Here is a 17,726-nt window from a genome sequence, read left to right on the forward strand (position 1 = left end):
ATGAGAGATTGTTACAACAGAGAGATAGACTATATGCGTATCTCGGTTACAAACAGGTGTAACTTCAGATGCACATATTGTATGCCTGAGACAAAAAAAGTTGAAGAGACTTTGAGCTTGGATGAAATATACGAAGTGGCGCTTGCGGCAAGCAGATGCGGCATAACCAAGTTTAAGATAACAGGCGGAGAGCCTCTTATAAGAGACGGAATATCGGATTTTATAAAAAGACTTCATGATATAGACAGTGTAAAAGATATCACTATGACAACAAACGGGTTCTATCTTTGTAAATATGCAAAAGATTTAGCTGAGGCAGGACTTTCAAGTGTGAATGTAAGTCTGGATTCGCTAAAAAAAGACAGGTTTTTAAAAATTACAGGTGTGGATGCACTTGATGATGTTATGGAAGGTATCTATAAGGCTGAGAAGTCGGGATTAAGTACAAAGATAAATGCCGTCTTACAAAGAGGAGTAAATGATGATGAACTCTTTGATATTATAGGGCTTGCAAAAGACAATAATATAAATATAAGGTTTATTGAAATGATGCCTATAGGTCATGGCAAGGAGTCTGACGGTGTTTCCAATTTTGAGGTATCGGAGAAAATAAAAGAGAAATATATTGTAAGCGCGGATAATAAAATACACGGTAACGGACCTGCAAAGTATATAAAGCTTGAAGGTTTTAAAGGTTCAATAGGATTTATCAGCGCAATACACGGTAAGTTTTGTGACGGATGCAACAGAATAAGGTTTACATCAGGCGGAAAACTAAAGCCGTGTCTTTGTTACGCATCAAATATAGATCTGAAGGATATTATAAAGGATACTACAATAGGACCTGAAAAAAAAATAGAACTACTTGAAGAGAAGATAAGAGAGTGTATAACTACAAAGCCGAAAGCACATGCCTTTGAAGATTTATCTAAGGTAAGTGAACTTAAGGATATGGTAGAAATAGGTGGATAAGATGGAAGTAAAAGCTGAAGTTTTGGCAGTATGTATAAGTGAGAAAAAAGGAACAGAGAAAAAAGAAATAGAGAAGGCCGTATTAAAGCCTGATTGGGGTATTGAAGGAGATGCCCATGCCGGAAAGTGGCATAGACAGGTAAGTCTTTTGGCATTTGAAAAGATAGATGATTTCAGAAAAAAAGGAGCCGAAGTGGACTTCGGTGCATTCGGAGAGAATATTATTGTATCAGGTGTTGACTTAAAAAGTCTACCTGTGGGAACCGTACTTGAAATAGGAGATGCAATCTTAAAGGTAACACAGATAGGCAAAGAATGTCACAGCCACTGCAATATATATCATAAAATGGGAGACTGCATTATGCCCAGAGAAGGTATATTTGCAGAGGTTTTGAAGGGAGGCTGTATACAAAAAGGAGATAAAATAAATATAATTGAAAAAGAAGTCGGACCTTACAGGGTAGGTATTATCACTGTTTCAGACAGGGCGTCACAGGGAGTATATGAGGACAAATCCGGCCCTGTTATAAAAGAGCTTGTTGAGGAAGCCGGGATGGAAGTGATTGACTGCCTTATCGTACCGGATGAGAAAAGTGAAATAGTAAAAAAGCTGCTTCACTTCAGTGATCAGAGACAGGCGGATCTTATATTTACTACAGGCGGAACAGGTTTTTCAAAAAGAGATGTTACTCCTGAGGCTACAAAACAGGTGGTTGAAAGAGAAGTTCCCGGTATAGGGGAAGCACTTAGAAGCTATTCGATGACCATTACACCAAAGGCAATGTTAAGTCGTCAGACCGCAGGAATAAGAGGAAATACTCTTATAATAAATTTGCCGGGAAGTCCTAAAGCCTGCAGAGAGAACATTGAATATATAATTAAGCCGCTAAAACACGGACTTGGAATACTTAGCGGCAGAGAAAGTGACTGATATTATAAAATTAAAGGGAGACTGTTATGAAGTTGAAAAGTATTTGTAAAGTATTGGGTGTTGTTGCGGCAATCGTGCTTACAGGATGCGGTAGCACAAAGACTGCAGAGAGTAAAGTCGCAGATACTACCGCACAGACAAGCGCAGAGGAGTCGAGTGCGGAGTCAAGTGAGCAGACAAGTGCACAGGAGAGCAAGGCTGCAAGCGACCCTTCGGCGGTAAATGTATTTGCGGCGGCATCGCTTAAGGGTGCGATGGATGAGATAATCTCGGAGTACAACAAGGCAAATCCTGATGTAAAGATAAATTTAAATACGGATTCATCAGGTAAGTTGCAGACTCAGATAGAAGAGGGATTTGCTTGTGATATCTTCTTCAGTGCGGGAAAAAAGCAGATGGAGAAGTTAAAAGAAGAGGGACATATAAAGGACGGTACGGATGTAGATTTGTTACACAACAAACTCTGTATTGTAGCACCTAAGGATTCGGACACAAAGGTTACAGGAATTGCAAATATTAAGGAAGCAAAGTCAATATCAATAGGTGAAACAAATGTACCTGCAGGTGCATATGCAAGAGAAGCACTTTCAAAGGCTTATCCTGACCTTGGCATTACAAAAGAGAGTACAGGTGCAGAGCTTAAGGAGAAGCTCGGCATGGAGATAATAGAGAACTCAAATGTTACAAAGACACTTTTGTCTGTAGTGGACGGATTCGGTGAGGTAGGATTTGTATATCTTACAGATACATACGGCAATAATGATGTGAAGGTTATCGAGAAAGTGGACGAGTCTTTGACAGGAAAGATCACTTATCCGATAGCAAGAGTAAACAATGATGAGGCTGATGAGAAGGTAAGTAGTGAGGCCGATAAGTTCTATGACTATTTGAAGTCGGACTCCGCAAAGAAGGTATTTGAAAATTATTTATATGAATAATGTTTTAGCACATTTAGATTGGAGCCCTTTTTTTATAACCCTAAAAATAGGGCTCTTTTCTACAATAATATGTTTTTTTCTGGGTGTGGGACTTGCATATGTAAGTCTATATATGAACAAAAGGATAATGGCGGTATTTGACAGTATACTTACACTTCCGATGGTACTGCCGCCTACCGTGGTGGGATTTTTTCTGCTTCTTATATTCAGCAGAAGGAGACCTGTGGGGATGTTCTTATACGGACATTTCCATATAAAGATAGTCCAAAGCTTTGTGGGATGTGTAATCGCAGCCTTTATTATTGCATTTCCGCTGATGTATAAGAACGCAAAATCGGCATTTTTACAGCTTGATAAAAATTTGATATATGCAGGCAGGACTTTGGGGCTGTCGGAGTTTAAGATTTTCTTTAAGATAGTATGCCCTATTGCATCGCCTTCGCTGTTTTCAGGAGCGATACTCAGTTTTGCAAGGGCTATAGGTGAGTACGGTGCAACTTCAATGCTTGCCGGTAATATATCGGGAAAGACTTCGACAATATCACAGCAGATAGCGATTCTGGTACAAAACCAAAATTATCTTGAGGCAGGTATATGGGTAGCTGTTGTACTTTTTATTGCATTTCTTATAATGCTTTTGATGGAATATATACAGAGGTAGTATGCTTGAACTTAATGTAAAAAAGAAGCTGAACAACTTTACTTTGGAAATAAATTGCAGCCTTGACAGCAACAGAATAGGAATTTTGGGCGGCTCAGGTGCCGGAAAAAGTATGATTTTAAAGATGATTGCAGGTATAGAAAAACCTGACTCCGGTTATATAAAGCTGGACGGTAAGTTGTTGTTTGACTCACAAAAAAATATTGATATAAAGCCGCAGGACAGACATATAGGATATTGCTTTCAAAACTATGCACTTTTTCCACATCTTTCAGTGTATGAAAACATTATTATAGGACTGGACAATAAAAGTAAAAGTCTTGCTGATGAGTTTTTGGAAAAATTTGGGCTGACTCAGATAAAAGATGCCAAGCCGAACAGAATAAGCGGAGGTCAGGCGGCTAGAGTGGCAATGGCAAGAATACTTATAAGAAAACCGAAAGTGTTACTGTTTGATGAGGCGTTTTCGGCACTTGATATATATCTCAGGGATCATATACAGGAAGAGATAGCATCAATACTAAAAGACTTTGAGGGCAGTGCAATATTTGTATCACATTCAAGAGATGAGATATACAGACTTTGTGAAAGTATGATAGTTATTGAGAGGGGAAGAATAACCAATCTTGGAAACACCAAGGAAATATTCAAAAATCCCGAGACGAAGAATGCCGCAATACTAACAGGTTGTAAAAATATTTCCGATATAAGATATATTGATGAAAATACATTGGAAGCTCTTGACTGGGGAGTAAGTTTTAAGTTTTCAGAGACATTACCTAAGGGATTATCTTCAGTAGGAATAAGAGCACATGATTTTCATCCTGTATGGGGCAAATCTGAGGGAAATATATTTGATTTCAGATTAAAAAGTAAGGCCAAGTTGCCGTTTGAGGATAATTATTATATAAAGACAGGTGGCGGACAGGATATTACCTGGCTTGTTCAAAGAGAGATGAAAGAGTTGATAGAAAAAAAGGGGTTACCTGATTTTTTGAAAGTAGATGAGAATGATATATTGTTATTAAAATAGATTGGAGAAAAATGGAGTTTACACATTTTGATGAAAATAAGAATGCCGTGATGGTGGATGTATCGGATAAGGATATAACAGACAGGGTTGCGATTGCGACAGGCAGGATTACACTCTGTGATGAGGCTATGGAAGCGATAAAGGGCAGAAAGATAAAAAAGGGAGATGTTCTGACCGTAGCACAGGTGGCAGGTATTATGGGACAAAAAAGGACCTCGGAGCTTATTCCTATGTGCCACAATATCAATCTGACCGGATCCAAGATAACCTTTGAGATAGAAGGCAATGATATAGTGGTACTTTCAAAGGCGAAGACTGCCGGCAAGACGGGAGTTGAGATGGAAGCGCTGATGGGAGTAAATATTGCACTTCTTACAGTCTACGATATGTGTAAGGCTATAGACAAGAGGATGCTTATAAGTGATGTGCATCTTGTAGAAAAGAAAGGCGGAAAGAGCGGAGACTTTTTCTTTTGATAAAAAGGCTAATCGGGCGATAACCTGATTAGCCTTTTGAGTTATATTATTGTGCCGGCTTAATATATGCGCTTGCTACATAAGCCTGTCCGCCGTTGTAGTTGATGATGGCCCAGTTGGCATCCTGTGCTCCGACATATTCGACACTTACACCTACATTAAGTGTAGCCAAAAGATCGCCGTCTTTTGAAGGTGAAGAGCGAACATTAAGCTTGGTTGTTGTAATGTATTTTGTGGTTGTCGCCTGTGCACTTGTTGTTTCCGAGCTGCTCTCCGAGCTTTCACTCCCTTCGCTTGTAGCGACGGTAGTAGTGGTTGCGGTCTTTGTTTTGGTACCTTTGCCGCCCTTTAGAGGATTGAGTGATCTGAATAAAATTATCAAAATAAACAGAATAACCACACCTATAAGTACTTTTATTAAATCGGGTGTGTTTACAGTCGGCTTTTTCTTTTTAGGAGTTTTCTTTGCGACCTTCCTTTTAGGAGCGGCCTCACCGCTTTTTGTAACAGGTCTTCTTTGTACATTGTCATTACGTACAGGAACCGGAGTTATCTTGCTTTTTTTAGGTGAGTAGTCGCGTATAAAAGTCTGCACTTCCTCTGTGAGCAACTGATATGCTGTAGTGGCATTGAAGCCGTCGTCATTATTTTCGTGTACGGCTTTATTGCTTATAACACAAATCTTATGATAATGTTCACATGATTTTTCTGAAATGGTTTTGTTTTCGCATAAGGAATTTATAATGTCTGTCAGGCTTTGATCGTCATAGTCGTCTCGTCCGCTAAGCTGCTTTATCATAATCTCCAAGGTCTGTCTTGCCTTAATCATGGCAAGATTATATTCCTGACCGGATAGAAGCTTTTCTGTATCATAAACCCCTGCCTGAATCTGCTGCCAGGCACTGTGAGTGGTTGAGTTTGCCATTAGGTAAACCTCCTATATTCTTTGTGTATCTGTGAATAAAAGTGTAAATACGAACTTCACAGAACCCTAAACTTATTATACAATAAGAAGCTTATAAAAGACAATATTTAGCAGATTTTTTTATAAAATATCTTATAAATCACTGAGAATTCTTGAGTTTTAATCTCTTTGCAATCCGTAATCCCCTACATTACCTTTCATTTAAATCCCCCACTTTTAAATACAAAAAAGGAGTGTTACAAAAGTGCAACACTCCAAAAAATATTACTGTAAAATTATGCCTCGGCGATGCACTCGATTTCGCAAAGAACGCCCTTTGGAAGATCCTTTACTGCGAAACAGCTTCTTGCAGGCTTTGATGTGAAATACTTTGCATATACTTCATTGAATGCTGCAAAATCTGCAATCTCTGCAAGGAAGCAAGTTGTCTTTACAACCTTGTCCATACCTGAACCTGCAGCCTCAAGGATAGCAGCTACGTTCTTGCAGCTCTGCTCTGTCTGTGCGGCAATACCCTCAGGAACTTCTCCGTTGGCAGGGTTTACAGGAATCTGTCCTGATGTGATAACCAAGCCGTTTGTGATAAATCCCTGTGAATATGGTCCGATTGCACCCGGTGCATTTTTTGTATCGATTACTTTCATGATAATCTCCTTTTTTCTTTTTCTTATATTTTATACTAATTTTCAGATTTGTACAGTCTATTTTTTGATACTGGAAAATTGACGATATTGACATAATATATATTTAAGAATTGTATTACTGGTATTACATATGAAAAATTGATATAATTAACTAAATGACGGCTTTAAATAAATAAACAGGAGGGTATAATTATGGGACTTATTTCAGCTATAGCAGGTGCGGCAGGAGGAGTGCTGGCGGACTCATGGAGAGATTTTTTCTATGAAGATTCAATGGATAATGAGCTTCTTGTAACCAAAGGTAAAAAAAGAGTGGACCAAAGAGGTTCAAACAATAAATCTACAAACAATGTTATTACAGACGGCTCCATTATCGAAGTTGCAGACGGACAATGTATGTTGGTGGTGGAAAACGGAATGATAAAGGATGTCTGTGCACAACCCGGACAGTATGTCTACAGTAATACTGATGAACCTACTATTTTTGCAGGTAATTTAAAGGAAACTGTAAAAAGAACCTGGGAGCAGTTTAAGAACAGATTGGTATTTGGCGGCGGTGCTACAAGAGATACAAGAGTTTATTATGTAAACACAAAGGATATCTATGGAAATAAGTACGGTACAGCAGAACCGATTCCATACAGGATAGTGGATCCCAATATCGGACTTGATATAGAAAGTGCGGTAAGATGTCATGGAGAGTTTGCGTTTAAGATTGTGGACCCTATACTTATGTACAAGGAAGTTGCGGGAAATACAGGCGGAGAGTTCAGAATGGATGAAGCATTCAGAAGACAGATGACTTCAGAACTGCTTACTTCGCTTCAACCTGCACTCGGAAGACTCTCAGGAATAGGGGCAAGATACAGCGATATCCCGAATCATACCAAGGAAATTGCAAATGAACTTAACAGCGTAATGTCAAGTGAATGGGGAGACAGATACGGTATTGAAATAAGTTCATTCGGAATAAGCAGTATTACCATCTCAAAGGAAGATGAAGACCTTATAAAGCAGCTTCAAAGAACTGCGGTATTCCAGAGAACATCAATGGCGGCTGCAAACTTAAATGCCGCACAGGCTGACGCTATGAGAGATGCTGCAAAAAATACAGCAGGTGCAATGATGGGATTTGCAGGTATGAATATGGCAAATCAGATGGGCGGTATGAATGCAAATCAGCTTTTCCAAATGGCACAAAACGAACAGATGCAACAACAGTACGGTCAGCAAAATAATATGCAGCAACAGTACGGACAAAATAATATGCAACAGCAGTACGGACAAAACAATATGCAGCAGATGAATCAGCAAGCTATAAATACATGGACTTGCAGCCACGGACATGGCGGAAACACAGGTAAGTTCTGCTCCGAATGCGGTGAAGCAAAACCGACAGGTGTTGTAAGCTGTGCTTCATGCGGATACACACCTGCAGATCAGTCACATCTGCCTAAGTTCTGTCCTGAATGCGGAAAGCCGTTCTAAACCGATATAGATGGAGTTAGTATGAATAATATAGATAAGGTAACACTTACAATACCGAAAGAAAAAAATATTGCATTGATTGCACATGACGGTAAAAAACCTGATATTATCAAATGGTGTGAGGAGCATAAGGAAGTTCTGGCTAAGCATAAGCTGTACGGAACAGGAACCACCGCCAGACTTATAACTGAAAAGACAGGACTTACAGTAAAGGGATATAACTCGGGTCCGCTTGGAGGTGATCAGCAGATAGGCGCAAGAATAGTGGAGGGAAAGATAGATTTTGTGATCTTCTTTACAGATCCGCTTACGGCACAGCCTCATGACCCTGATGTGAAGGCACTGTTACGTATAGTACAGGTATATGATGTGCCTATGGCTATCAACAAGTCAAGTGCGGACTTCATTATCACATCATCTCTTATGGATGAAGAGTATGACCATGATGTGATAAACTTTAAAGAGAATGTCTCAAAAAGGGTAAAGGAAATGTCATAAAAATGACTTGCAAGGAAGCAAGAAAGCTCATCATACCTTTTATACATGATGAGCTTTCTATGGAAGATACAAGAGATTTTTTACAGCATGTAAGAGGCTGCAAGGCCTGTATGGACGAGCTTGAAATATACTATATAGTTGAGGTGGGACTTGACGGCAGCGGAAATGACGACATCAACTATAATATGACGGAGGCTCTGCACAGCCATATAAGAGAGGCATATCAGAGAATATTTATAATATTCCTCGGGCAGGTGTTTAAGTATGTGGTAAATACACTTATGATTTTCGGTGTGTTTATTATCGCAATGATGCAATTACGAAATTGGTTCTTTTAGTAGGAGATATATGAAGAAATTAGTTCTGATAGACGGACATAGCATTTTAAACAGAGCATTCTACGGAGTACCTGAGCTTTCAAACTCACAGGGACTGCATACGAATGCCGTTTACGGTTTTTTGAATATTATGTTCAAGATTTTGGACGAGGAAGCGGCTGATTATATAGCAGTCGCTTTTGACTTGTCTGCACCCACATTTAGACATAAGGCATATGCAGAATATAAAGGCACAAGAAAGTCGATGCCTGACGAACTTAGAGAGCAGGTTCCGCTTATAAAGGATGTGCTTTCATCCATGAATATACCGATCCTTACAAAGGAAGGCTATGAGGCGGACGATATAATAGGAACTATTGCAAAGAGATATCAAAGTGACGATGTCTTTGTCAGTATAATATCGGGAGACAGAGACCTTTTGCAGCTTTCCGATAAGCATATAAAGATAAGAATTCCAAAGACATCAAAGGGAGTTACTACAGTTCACGATTACCTTCCCGAGGATGTGATAAGTGAGTACGGTGTGACACCGAAAGAGTTTATAGATGTGAAGGCTCTGATGGGAGATACCTCCGACAATGTTCCGGGAGTGCCTTCAATAGGTGAAAAGACGGCTACAAAGATAATACAGGAGTACCACTCTATAGAAAATGCAATCGAGCATGTGAATGAGCTTAAGCCTCCGAGAGCGTCAAAGGCACTGGCAGAAAATATTGAAGAAGCCAAGTTTTCAAAGATGCTTGTTACGATAGTCACAGACGCTCCAATAGATACCGATATTTCAGATATGGCGGTCGGAAATCTGTATACAAAAGAAAGTCTTGAATGGATTAACAAATTGGAGTTTAAGTCGTTCTTAAAAAGATATGAGAATATGGAAACTGCCGCAAGTATAGAGCTTGATATAAGTGATATTACAGATTTGAATGATTGGAACACTCTTTATGAGAAATTAAAATCTGCAAAGGAGTTCGGTATAGCCATATGTTTGGATGAGAGCGTTATAAAGAGCTATACAGTAAGCGAACTTTATGCAATTTCAATTACCTTGGATAACAGGACATATCTTATAAAAGACATTGAGGGAATTGATGATATTTTGGAGCGGATTATCTGTCTGGATGCCAAAAAATATATACTTTCACTCAAGCCTCTTATAAAGCAGGTAAAGGATATGAAACTTGCAAAGAATTTTTATGATTTGTCTGTGGCGGCATATCTTATCAATCCGCTTAAGGACAGCTATTTTGTGGAAGATATTGCAAGAGACTATATGGGAAGCAGTGTTTCTTCAAAGGCTGAAATGATCGGAAAATCAAAGCTTGGTGAAGTATTAAGGTTCAATGATGAAAAGGCGAAAAAGTACTTTGCAAGTGAAAGCCACGTGGCACTTTTTGCAAGTGACAGTTTACTTAAAAAGCTTAATGAACTTGAGCTTACAAAATTGTATGAAGATGTGGAGATGCCGCTGATATATTCTCTTGCCAAGATGGAAAACACCGGAGTAAGGGTGGATGAAAAGAGGTTAAAAGCTTATGCGGATACACTTCTTGAAAAGATATCAAAGCTTGAAGCAAGTATTACAGATAAGGCAGGAGAGAGCTTCAATATAAATTCTCCGAAGCAGCTTGGAGAGATACTTTTCGGCAAATTAAAGCTCTCAGGCGGAAAAAAGACAAAGACGGGATATTCCACAGCGGCTGATGTGCTTGAAAAGCTTGCACCGGAGCATGAGATAATAAGAGATATACTTGAATATCGTCAGCTTACAAAGCTTAATTCCACTTATGCTACAGGGCTGGCAGGCTATATAAGAGATGACGGACGTATACACGGTACATTCAATCAGACAATAACCGCCACAGGAAGAATCTCATCCACAGATCCGAATCTGCAAAATATTCCTGTAAGAACGGAGATGGGAAGCAAAATAAGAGATATCTTTGTACCTAAAGAGGGCTATGTATTTGTGGATGCGGACTACTCACAGATAGAACTTAGAGTTCTGGCTTCGATGTCGGGAGATGAAAAGCTTATAGAAAGCTACCATATGGCAACAGATATTCATGCGGCTACGGCTTCAAAGGTATTTCATGTGCCGCTTGATGAGGTGACACCTGAACTTAGAAGAAACGCAAAGGCTGTAAACTTCGGAGTTGTCTACGGTATATCGGCTTTCGGACTGTCTGAGGACTTAAGCATTTCAAGAAAAGAGGCGCTTGATTATATCAACAATTATTTTAAAATCTATGAAGGCGTAAAGAAATTTTTAGATAAGCAGGTGGCTGATGCCAAGGAAAAAGGCTATGTAAAGACTATGTTTGGCAGAATAAGGCCTATACCTGAGATAAAAAGCTCAAACTTTATGACAAGATCATTCGGTGACAGAGTGGCGATGAACTCACCGATACAGGGAAGTGCGGCTGATATTATGAAGATTGCTATGATAAAGGTGGATGAGGCGCTTAATAAGAGCGGATATGATGCGGATATTGTACTTCAAATCCACGATGAGCTTTTGGTGGAAGTAAGAGAAGATGAGGCCGACAAGGTAAAAGAACTTGTTGAAAAGTCAATGAGAGAGGCGGTAAGCCTTAAGGTGCCGCTTGAGGTGGACGCACATATCGGCAAGACATGGCTGGAGGCAAAGTAATGAATATTTTGCTTTTGGGAGGTATAGGTTCAGGTAAAAGTGAAGCTTTAAAGATACTTAAAGAAGAACATAATGCAAATATTATTGAGGCCGATAAGGTGGCACATTTTTTGTATGAAAAGGATAGGGCAGGATACACTGCCCTAAAGTCTTTATTCGGCGATACTATACTGGATGATAAAAAAGATATTGATAGAAAAAAATTAGGTGATATACTTTACTATGATAAAGACAAACTACGCAAAGTAGATGAAATAATACATCCGTTAGTAAATGCTGAAATTAAAAAAAGACTTTTAGATAACAGGTTGAATGTAGTTGAGCAGGCGCTTATGCCTGATGAAAACTTCTATGATTCTGTCTGGTATCTGTATACAGATATGGAGGTAAGAATAAAAAGACTGATGTTATCAAGAGGTTTAAGCAGAGAAAGGATAGAGACAATAATCTCAAAACAGCCAAAAGAATCTGATTTTGAGTCTATTGCCGACAAGATTATAAAAAATAACGGAGACAGGTCTGAATTAGAGAAAAATATAAGAGAGGCTTTGAGGTGACACTTTGAGACTGGTAAGCTTGGCAAGCGGTAGCGACGGAAATTCCACATATATCGGCAGTGAAAAGACGCATATCTTGGTAGATGCCGGTATATCAAATAAGAAAATAGAAACAAGGTTAAATGAACTTGGGCTTTGCGGCAAGGATATCTCCGGAGTTTTTTTGACACATGAGCACAGTGACCATATAGCGGGACTTGAAGTATTTGTAAGAAAAAATGAGATACCTGTTTTTGCATCAAGGGGTACACTTGAGTATTTGAAAGACAGAGACAAATACTCAAGAATTTCAGATTATTTTAATATTATTGATTCGAAGAATAACATTATATTGGGAGACCTCAATATAAAAGCGTTTGATATTGACCACGATGCAAACGAGCCGTTCGGATACAGAGTGGAATGTGGCGATAAAAAGATGGCTGTGGCTACAGACCTTGGGAGATATACAAAGGATATTGTAAAAAATCTTTCAGATCTTGACGCACTGCTTGTAGAGGCAAACCACGATATCAGAATGCTTGAGACAGGTCCGTACCCTTATGAACTTAAGAGGAGAATCCTAAGTAATAAGGGACATCTTTCAAATGAGAATTCAGGTAAGTTGATATGTGAGATATTAAATGATAAGATAAAAAAGATTTTCTTGGGGCATTTGTCGGATAAGAACAATCTTCCCGAGCTTGCACTTGAAAGTGTGAGGTTTGAAATTTTTGCAGACGACAGACCATACAATCCTAAGGATTTTGATATAGAAGTGGCAAAAAGAGATGCACTCTCAGAGATTTGCTACGTGTAGTGATATTTAGAAATGGAGAAGTTTATGAACAAGGTAATAATAACTGTAGTAGGTAAGGATACAGTAGGTATTATAGCAAAGGTATGTACATATCTGGCCGAGAATAAGATAAATATACTTGATATATCACAGACCATAGTAAGCGGCTACTTTAATATGATGATGATTACAGATATGGAAAATGCAAGTGTGGACTTTGAAAAAACAGTGGAAGATTTGGATGCTCTTGGGGACGGTATCGGGGTAAAGATAAAGGCGCAAAAAGAAGAAATTTTTGAATCAATGCACAGACTCTAGGAGGAAACTATGTTTGATATGTTTGAAGTAATAGAGACCAACAACATGATAGACAAAGATCTGTTGGATGTCAGAACTATTACGATCGGTATAAGCTTACTGGACTGTATTGATACAGACCTCAATAAACTTTGTGACAATATTTATAATAAAATTACAAGGGTGGCAAAGAATCTTGTAAAGGTGGGAGATGATATCTCAAGAGATTTCGGTGTGCCTATTGTAAATAAAAGAATATCCGTTACTCCTATAGCTTTAATCGGCGGCAGTGCCTGTAAGAGTGTGAATGACTTTGTTCAGATAGCAAAGACTCTTGATAAAGCGGCAAAGGATACAGGCGTAAACTTCCTCGGAGGGTATTCGGCTGTAGTATCAAAGGGAATAACGGCGGCGGACAGACTTTTGATGGAGTCAATACCGCAGGCACTTAATGAGACCGATTTTGTATGCAGCTCAGTAAACTTAGGTTCTACAAAGACAGGGCTTAACATGGATGCTGTCAGACTTATGGGTAAAATAGTAAAAGAAACCGCAAAGATTACAGCGGACAGAGATTCTATCGGCTGTGCAAAGCTTGTGGTATTTTGCAATGCTCCCGATGACAATCCTTTTATGGCGGGTGCATTCCACGGTGTAACCGAGGCGGATGCAGTTATAAATGTAGGAGTCAGCGGACCGGGTGTAGTAAGAGCAGCTCTTAAGCAAGCCAGAGACAAGGACTTTGAGGTACTTTGTGAGACTATAAAAAAGACCGCATTTAAGATAACCAGAGTCGGACAGCTTGTGGCAAGAGAGGCTTCAAAAAGGCTCGGTATACCTTTCGGAATCATCGACCTTTCACTTGCACCTACTCCTTCGGTAGGTGATTCGGTAGCTGAAATCTTACAGGAGATAGGTCTTGAGAGAGTGGGAGCACCAGGAACCACAGCCGCACTTGCACTTTTAAACGATCAGGTCAAAAAGGGCGGTGTAATGGCTTCTTCATATGTAGGAGGACTCTCAGGTGCGTTTATACCTGTTTCTGAGGATCAGGGCATGATTGACGCGGTGAATGCCGGTGCTTTGACTTTAGAAAAGCTTGAAGCGATGACCTGTGTTTGTTCAGTAGGTCTTGATATGATTGCAATACCGGGAGATACTTCTGAAGAGACTATTGCGGGAATCATTGCCGATGAGGCCGCTATAGGAATGATAAATCAAAAGACTACCGCTGTCAGAGTAATCCCCGTTATCGGAAAGAAAGAGGGAGAAGTGGTAGAGTTCGGAGGACTTTTGGGATACGCTCCGATAATGCCTGTAAACGGTTTTTCATGTGAGAAATTTGTAAACAGAGGAGGCAGAATACCTGCTCCTATACACAGTTTTAAGAACTGATATAAATAAAGGCTGTTGCATCAAAAAGTGCAACAGCCTTTGTTTTACTTTATCATCTTAAATCCCGGGAAGTAGCGGAAGATTACCTTTGCGATTATCTTATCCTTGTGTACAAAAGGGTGAACCCAACGCCTTGAGTCCGCGGAATTGTTCCTGTTGTCTCCCATACAGAAGTATGAGTCTTCAGGTACTTCAAAGTGCATCGGCGCCTCAGGAATCATAGGCTCTTTTATATAGTCTTCTTCAAGCGGAGTCTCTGAATTATTCAAATATATCTTGCCGTCCTTTATGTCAATGACATCTCCCGGCTCACCGATAATTCTCTTCACATAGTAAAGACTCTCATCGTCAGGGAACTTGAATATTATAACATCACCGCGCTTGGGCTCCTGGAAAAGATATGTAAGTCTGAAGCCGACCACTCTGTCACCTGTCATTATTGTGTTCTCCATAGATGCTGAAGGAACTCTTGAGTTTGCTATAATAAAGAGGTTCAGAACCAGCGCTATTACGGCAGCCACCACTATTATGGAAATCCAACTGAAGATTTCTTTTACAACATCAAAATCTGAATTCTTATTCATTATCTTCTCCAATCCGTTTTTAACATAGTTTTTAAAACCTCTACTATTTTACGCTAATTAAAAGTAGAATACAACCAAATGATAATATAATTATGAAAATAGTAATAAACATTTTTTTAAAAACGCAAGTATAAAATATTATATGATAATAATCACATTTATATTGAGTAGCTTATAACATTTGCTTTTAACTTTGGCAAAAGAATAGTATAATCTATATAAATGTTATGGAGAGGATAAGCGGCAGTATCTTATCTGAACTATTACTCATATTGTAGGAAGAAAGGTTAGGCTATGGATAAGAATTTATATGATTTGATGGATTGGGCAGCAATAGAAGAAATCGCTTATTCTGAATGTGACAGACCGAAAAAGATTCTTGGTTCACATAAGGTGGAAAACGGTTTTTTGGTTCAGACTTTTATACCTCATGCAAAGAGTGTTGAATTGTTGATTGACGGCAATAAAAATCCTGTTGCTATGGAATGTGCGGATGAAGTGGGATTTTTTGCATGTCTTGTAGGTAGAAGCAAGGAGTTTAAGTATCAGTTTATAGTGACATATGATAATGATAGTGTGCAGACAATCTATGATCCGTATTCCTTTGACAGTATTTATACAGAGGAAGATTTGTCAAAGTTTGAGGCGGGAATAAACTACGAAATTTATGAAAAAATGGGTGCAAAGCCTATGACACTTTCAGGAGTGGAAGGTGTAAATTTCTCGGTTTGGGCGCCTGAAGCTATGAGAGTGTCCGTAGTAGGTGATTTTAACCTGTGGGACGGCAGAAGGCATCAGATGAACAAGCTTGGAGACTTCGGAGTATATGAACTGTTCATACCGGGGTTGAAAGCCGGAGACCTTTATAAGTTTGAAATAAAAACCATGAAGGGAGAGCCGATGTTGAAAGCGGATCCGTATGCTTTCTATTCAGAACTCCGTCCGAATACTGCAAGCATAGTGGCAGACATTTCAGGATTTGAATGGAGTGATGAGGACTGGATGAAGAACAGAGATGTATTCCAGTCCACAGAGACTGATAAATCTCCTGCAATGAATATATATGAATTGCATCTCGGCTCATGGATAAGAAAAGAGATGCAGTATGGTGAAGACGGTGAAGAGGTAAACGGTTCGGTATTCTATAACTACCGTGAGATAGCGCCGAAGCTTGCCACCTATGTGAAGAAGATGAACTATACACATATAGAGCTTATGCCGATTATGGAACATCCTCTTGACGGAAGCTGGGGATATCAGGTTACAGGATATTACAGTCCTACAAGCAGATACGGTACACCGGATGACTTTATGTATTTTATGAACTATATGCATAAAAAGAATATCGGTGTAATACTTGACTGGGTTCCGGCACATTTCCCAAGAGATTTGCACGGACTGGGCTGCTTTGACGGCAGTCATGTATATGAGCATCCGGATCCAAGAAGAGGTTCACATCCTCACTGGGGCACTTTGATATACAACTATGCAAGACCGCAGGTGAGCAACTTCCTTATTGCAAACGCACTTTTCTGGGCTGAAAAGTACCATGTGGACGGTATCAGAATGGATGCGGTGGCTTCCATGCTCTACCTTGACTACGGCAAGAATGCCGGAGAGTGGTTGCCGAATATATACGGCGGAAATGAAAATTTGGATGCAATAGAGTTTTTGAAGCATCTTAATTCAATATATAAGAAAAAACATCCTTCAAGTCTTTTGATTGCCGAGGAGTCTACGGCATGGCCGAAGATTACAGGTGATTTAAAGGACGGCGGACTTGGATTTGACTACAAGTGGAATATGGGTTGGATGAATGACTTCCTTGAGTTTATGAAGCTTGACCCTTATTTTAGAAGCGGAGACTACAACGGACTTACATTCTCATTACTCTATGCATACAGCGAAAACTTTATTTTGGTACTCAGCCATGATGAGGTGGTACACGGTAAGGCGACTCTTGCAGGAAAGATGCCGGGTGCAACTCAGGAGGAGAAGTTCAACAATCTGAGAGTTGCATACGGATTTATGATGACACATCCGGGAAAGAAGCTTCTGTTCATGGGACAGGAGTTCGGACAGATGAATGAGTGGAATGAGGACGTGTCACTTGAGTGGGATCTGCTTGAGTATGAAAATCACAAGAAGATGCAAAGATACTCAAAGGCACTCAATAAGCTTTATCTGGATTATCCTGCACTTTATAAGCTTGACTACAATCCTGACGGATTTGAGTGGATAAACTGTACCTCAAAAGATGAGACAATTGTAGTATTCCTCAGAAAGACACAAAAAGAAGAGGATACATTGGTAGTGGTATGCAATTTCACACCGGTAGTATATGAAAGAGAAATAGGAGTTCCTTATAAGGGTACTTATACGGAGATTTTCAACTCGGATGATAAGAAGTTTGGCGGAAGCGGAGTAGGAAATAAGAGAGCGAAAAAGTCCGTTAAGAAAAAAGTGGACGGAAGAGAAAACTCCCTTAAGATTAAAGTTCCTCAAATGGCAATGGTAGTATTCAAGTGGGATAAATAGTGATTTTTAATATTTTTAAA

18 protein-coding genes are annotated in these 17,726 nt (G+C 39.4%); 15 read left to right on the forward strand and 3 right to left on the reverse strand.

Going from position 1 to position 17,726, the window contains the following annotated elements:
- From moaA to moaC, 6 genes are read left to right on the forward strand one after another with little or no spacing between them, the layout of a single operon-like run.
- The gene (moaA, locus tag EHW90_RS02475) at positions 1-972 is read left to right on the forward strand and encodes a GTP 3',8-cyclase MoaA (protein ID WP_124950977.1); all 972 of its coding nucleotides are present in this window, start codon (positions 1-3) and stop codon (positions 970-972) included.
- A gap of 1 nt (position 973) precedes the next feature.
- Positions 974-1,903, forward strand: a complete 930-nt coding sequence (gene mog, locus EHW90_RS02480) for a molybdopterin adenylyltransferase (protein WP_124950979.1) — start codon at positions 974-976, stop codon at positions 1,901-1,903.
- Between the two features lie 26 nt (positions 1,904-1,929).
- Positions 1,930-2,841 carry a molybdate ABC transporter substrate-binding protein gene (gene modA, locus EHW90_RS02485; RefSeq protein WP_124950982.1) on the forward strand — a complete coding sequence of 304 codons (912 nt, stop codon included), beginning with the start codon at positions 1,930-1,932 and terminating at the stop codon, positions 2,839-2,841.
- Positions 2,834-3,502 carry a molybdate ABC transporter permease subunit gene (gene modB, locus EHW90_RS02490; RefSeq protein WP_124952620.1) on the forward strand — a complete coding sequence of 223 codons (669 nt, stop codon included), beginning with the start codon at positions 2,834-2,836 and terminating at the stop codon, positions 3,500-3,502. The genes modA and modB overlap by 8 nt, the downstream gene beginning before the upstream one ends.
- 1 nt (position 3,503) lies before the next feature.
- The gene (locus EHW90_RS02495; RefSeq protein WP_124950984.1) at positions 3,504-4,535 is read left to right on the forward strand and encodes a sulfate/molybdate ABC transporter ATP-binding protein; all 1,032 of its coding nucleotides are present in this window, start codon (positions 3,504-3,506) and stop codon (positions 4,533-4,535) included.
- A gap of 11 nt (positions 4,536-4,546) precedes the next feature.
- The gene (moaC, locus tag EHW90_RS02500) at positions 4,547-5,011 is read left to right on the forward strand and encodes a cyclic pyranopterin monophosphate synthase MoaC (protein ID WP_124950986.1); all 465 of its coding nucleotides are present in this window, start codon (positions 4,547-4,549) and stop codon (positions 5,009-5,011) included.
- 46 nt (positions 5,012-5,057) lie between these two features.
- Here moaC and EHW90_RS02505 read toward each other — a convergent pair whose 3' ends face one another.
- Positions 5,058-5,936, reverse strand: coding sequence for an SH3 domain-containing protein (locus EHW90_RS02505; RefSeq protein ID WP_124950988.1), 879 nt, complete (start codon positions 5,934-5,936; stop codon positions 5,058-5,060).
- A gap of 275 nt (positions 5,937-6,211) precedes the next feature.
- A complete protein-coding gene (locus tag EHW90_RS02510; RefSeq protein WP_060930289.1) occupies positions 6,212-6,580 on the reverse strand; it encodes a RidA family protein in 369 nt (122 codons plus the stop codon).
- A gap of 192 nt (positions 6,581-6,772) precedes the next feature.
- On the opposite strand from EHW90_RS02510, the gene EHW90_RS02515 reads away from it, so the two are divergent.
- From EHW90_RS02515 to EHW90_RS02550, 8 genes are read left to right on the forward strand one after another with little or no spacing between them, the layout of a single operon-like run.
- Complete coding sequence (locus EHW90_RS02515; protein ID WP_124950990.1) at positions 6,773-8,068, forward strand: SPFH domain-containing protein; 1,296 nt, start codon at positions 6,773-6,775, stop codon at positions 8,066-8,068.
- 21 nt (positions 8,069-8,089) lie between these two features.
- Positions 8,090-8,566: a methylglyoxal synthase gene (locus tag EHW90_RS02520; RefSeq protein WP_009446670.1), complete on the forward strand. Its 477-nt coding sequence runs from the start codon at positions 8,090-8,092 to the stop codon at positions 8,564-8,566.
- Positions 8,567-8,568: 2 nt separating this feature from the next.
- Positions 8,569-8,904: a zf-HC2 domain-containing protein gene (locus EHW90_RS02525; protein ID WP_009446671.1), complete on the forward strand. Its 336-nt coding sequence runs from the start codon at positions 8,569-8,571 to the stop codon at positions 8,902-8,904.
- 10 nt (positions 8,905-8,914) lie between these two features.
- Positions 8,915-11,557, forward strand: a complete 2,643-nt coding sequence (gene polA, locus EHW90_RS02530) for a DNA polymerase I (RefSeq protein ID WP_124950992.1) — start codon at positions 8,915-8,917, stop codon at positions 11,555-11,557.
- Complete coding sequence (gene coaE / locus EHW90_RS02535) at positions 11,557-12,114, forward strand: dephospho-CoA kinase (RefSeq protein WP_060930292.1); 558 nt, start codon at positions 11,557-11,559, stop codon at positions 12,112-12,114. The genes polA and coaE overlap by 1 nt, the downstream gene beginning before the upstream one ends.
- Before the next feature lie 4 nt (positions 12,115-12,118).
- The gene (locus EHW90_RS02540) at positions 12,119-12,913 is read left to right on the forward strand and encodes an MBL fold metallo-hydrolase (protein WP_124950994.1); all 795 of its coding nucleotides are present in this window, start codon (positions 12,119-12,121) and stop codon (positions 12,911-12,913) included.
- A 24-nt stretch (positions 12,914-12,937) separates the two neighbouring features.
- Positions 12,938-13,210, forward strand: a complete 273-nt coding sequence (locus EHW90_RS02545; protein WP_242867617.1) for an ACT domain-containing protein — start codon at positions 12,938-12,940, stop codon at positions 13,208-13,210.
- A gap of 9 nt (positions 13,211-13,219) precedes the next feature.
- Positions 13,220-14,584 (forward strand): PFL family protein, encoded by a 1,365-nt coding sequence (locus tag EHW90_RS02550; RefSeq protein ID WP_124950996.1) that lies wholly within the window; start codon positions 13,220-13,222, stop codon positions 14,582-14,584.
- 44 nt (positions 14,585-14,628) lie between these two features.
- Here EHW90_RS02550 and lepB read toward each other — a convergent pair whose 3' ends face one another.
- Positions 14,629-15,168: a signal peptidase I gene (gene lepB / locus EHW90_RS02555; RefSeq protein ID WP_124950998.1), complete on the reverse strand. Its 540-nt coding sequence runs from the start codon at positions 15,166-15,168 to the stop codon at positions 14,629-14,631.
- Between the two features lie 294 nt (positions 15,169-15,462).
- On the opposite strand from lepB, the gene glgB reads away from it, so the two are divergent.
- Positions 15,463-17,706, forward strand: a complete 2,244-nt coding sequence (gene glgB, locus EHW90_RS02560) for a 1,4-alpha-glucan branching protein GlgB (RefSeq protein WP_124951000.1) — start codon at positions 15,463-15,465, stop codon at positions 17,704-17,706.
- Positions 17,707-17,726 lie beyond the last annotated feature (20 nt).

Source organism: Lachnoanaerobaculum orale (assembly GCF_003862485.1).
Taxonomy (GTDB): Bacteria; Bacillota; Clostridia; order Lachnospirales; family Lachnospiraceae; genus Lachnoanaerobaculum; species Lachnoanaerobaculum orale.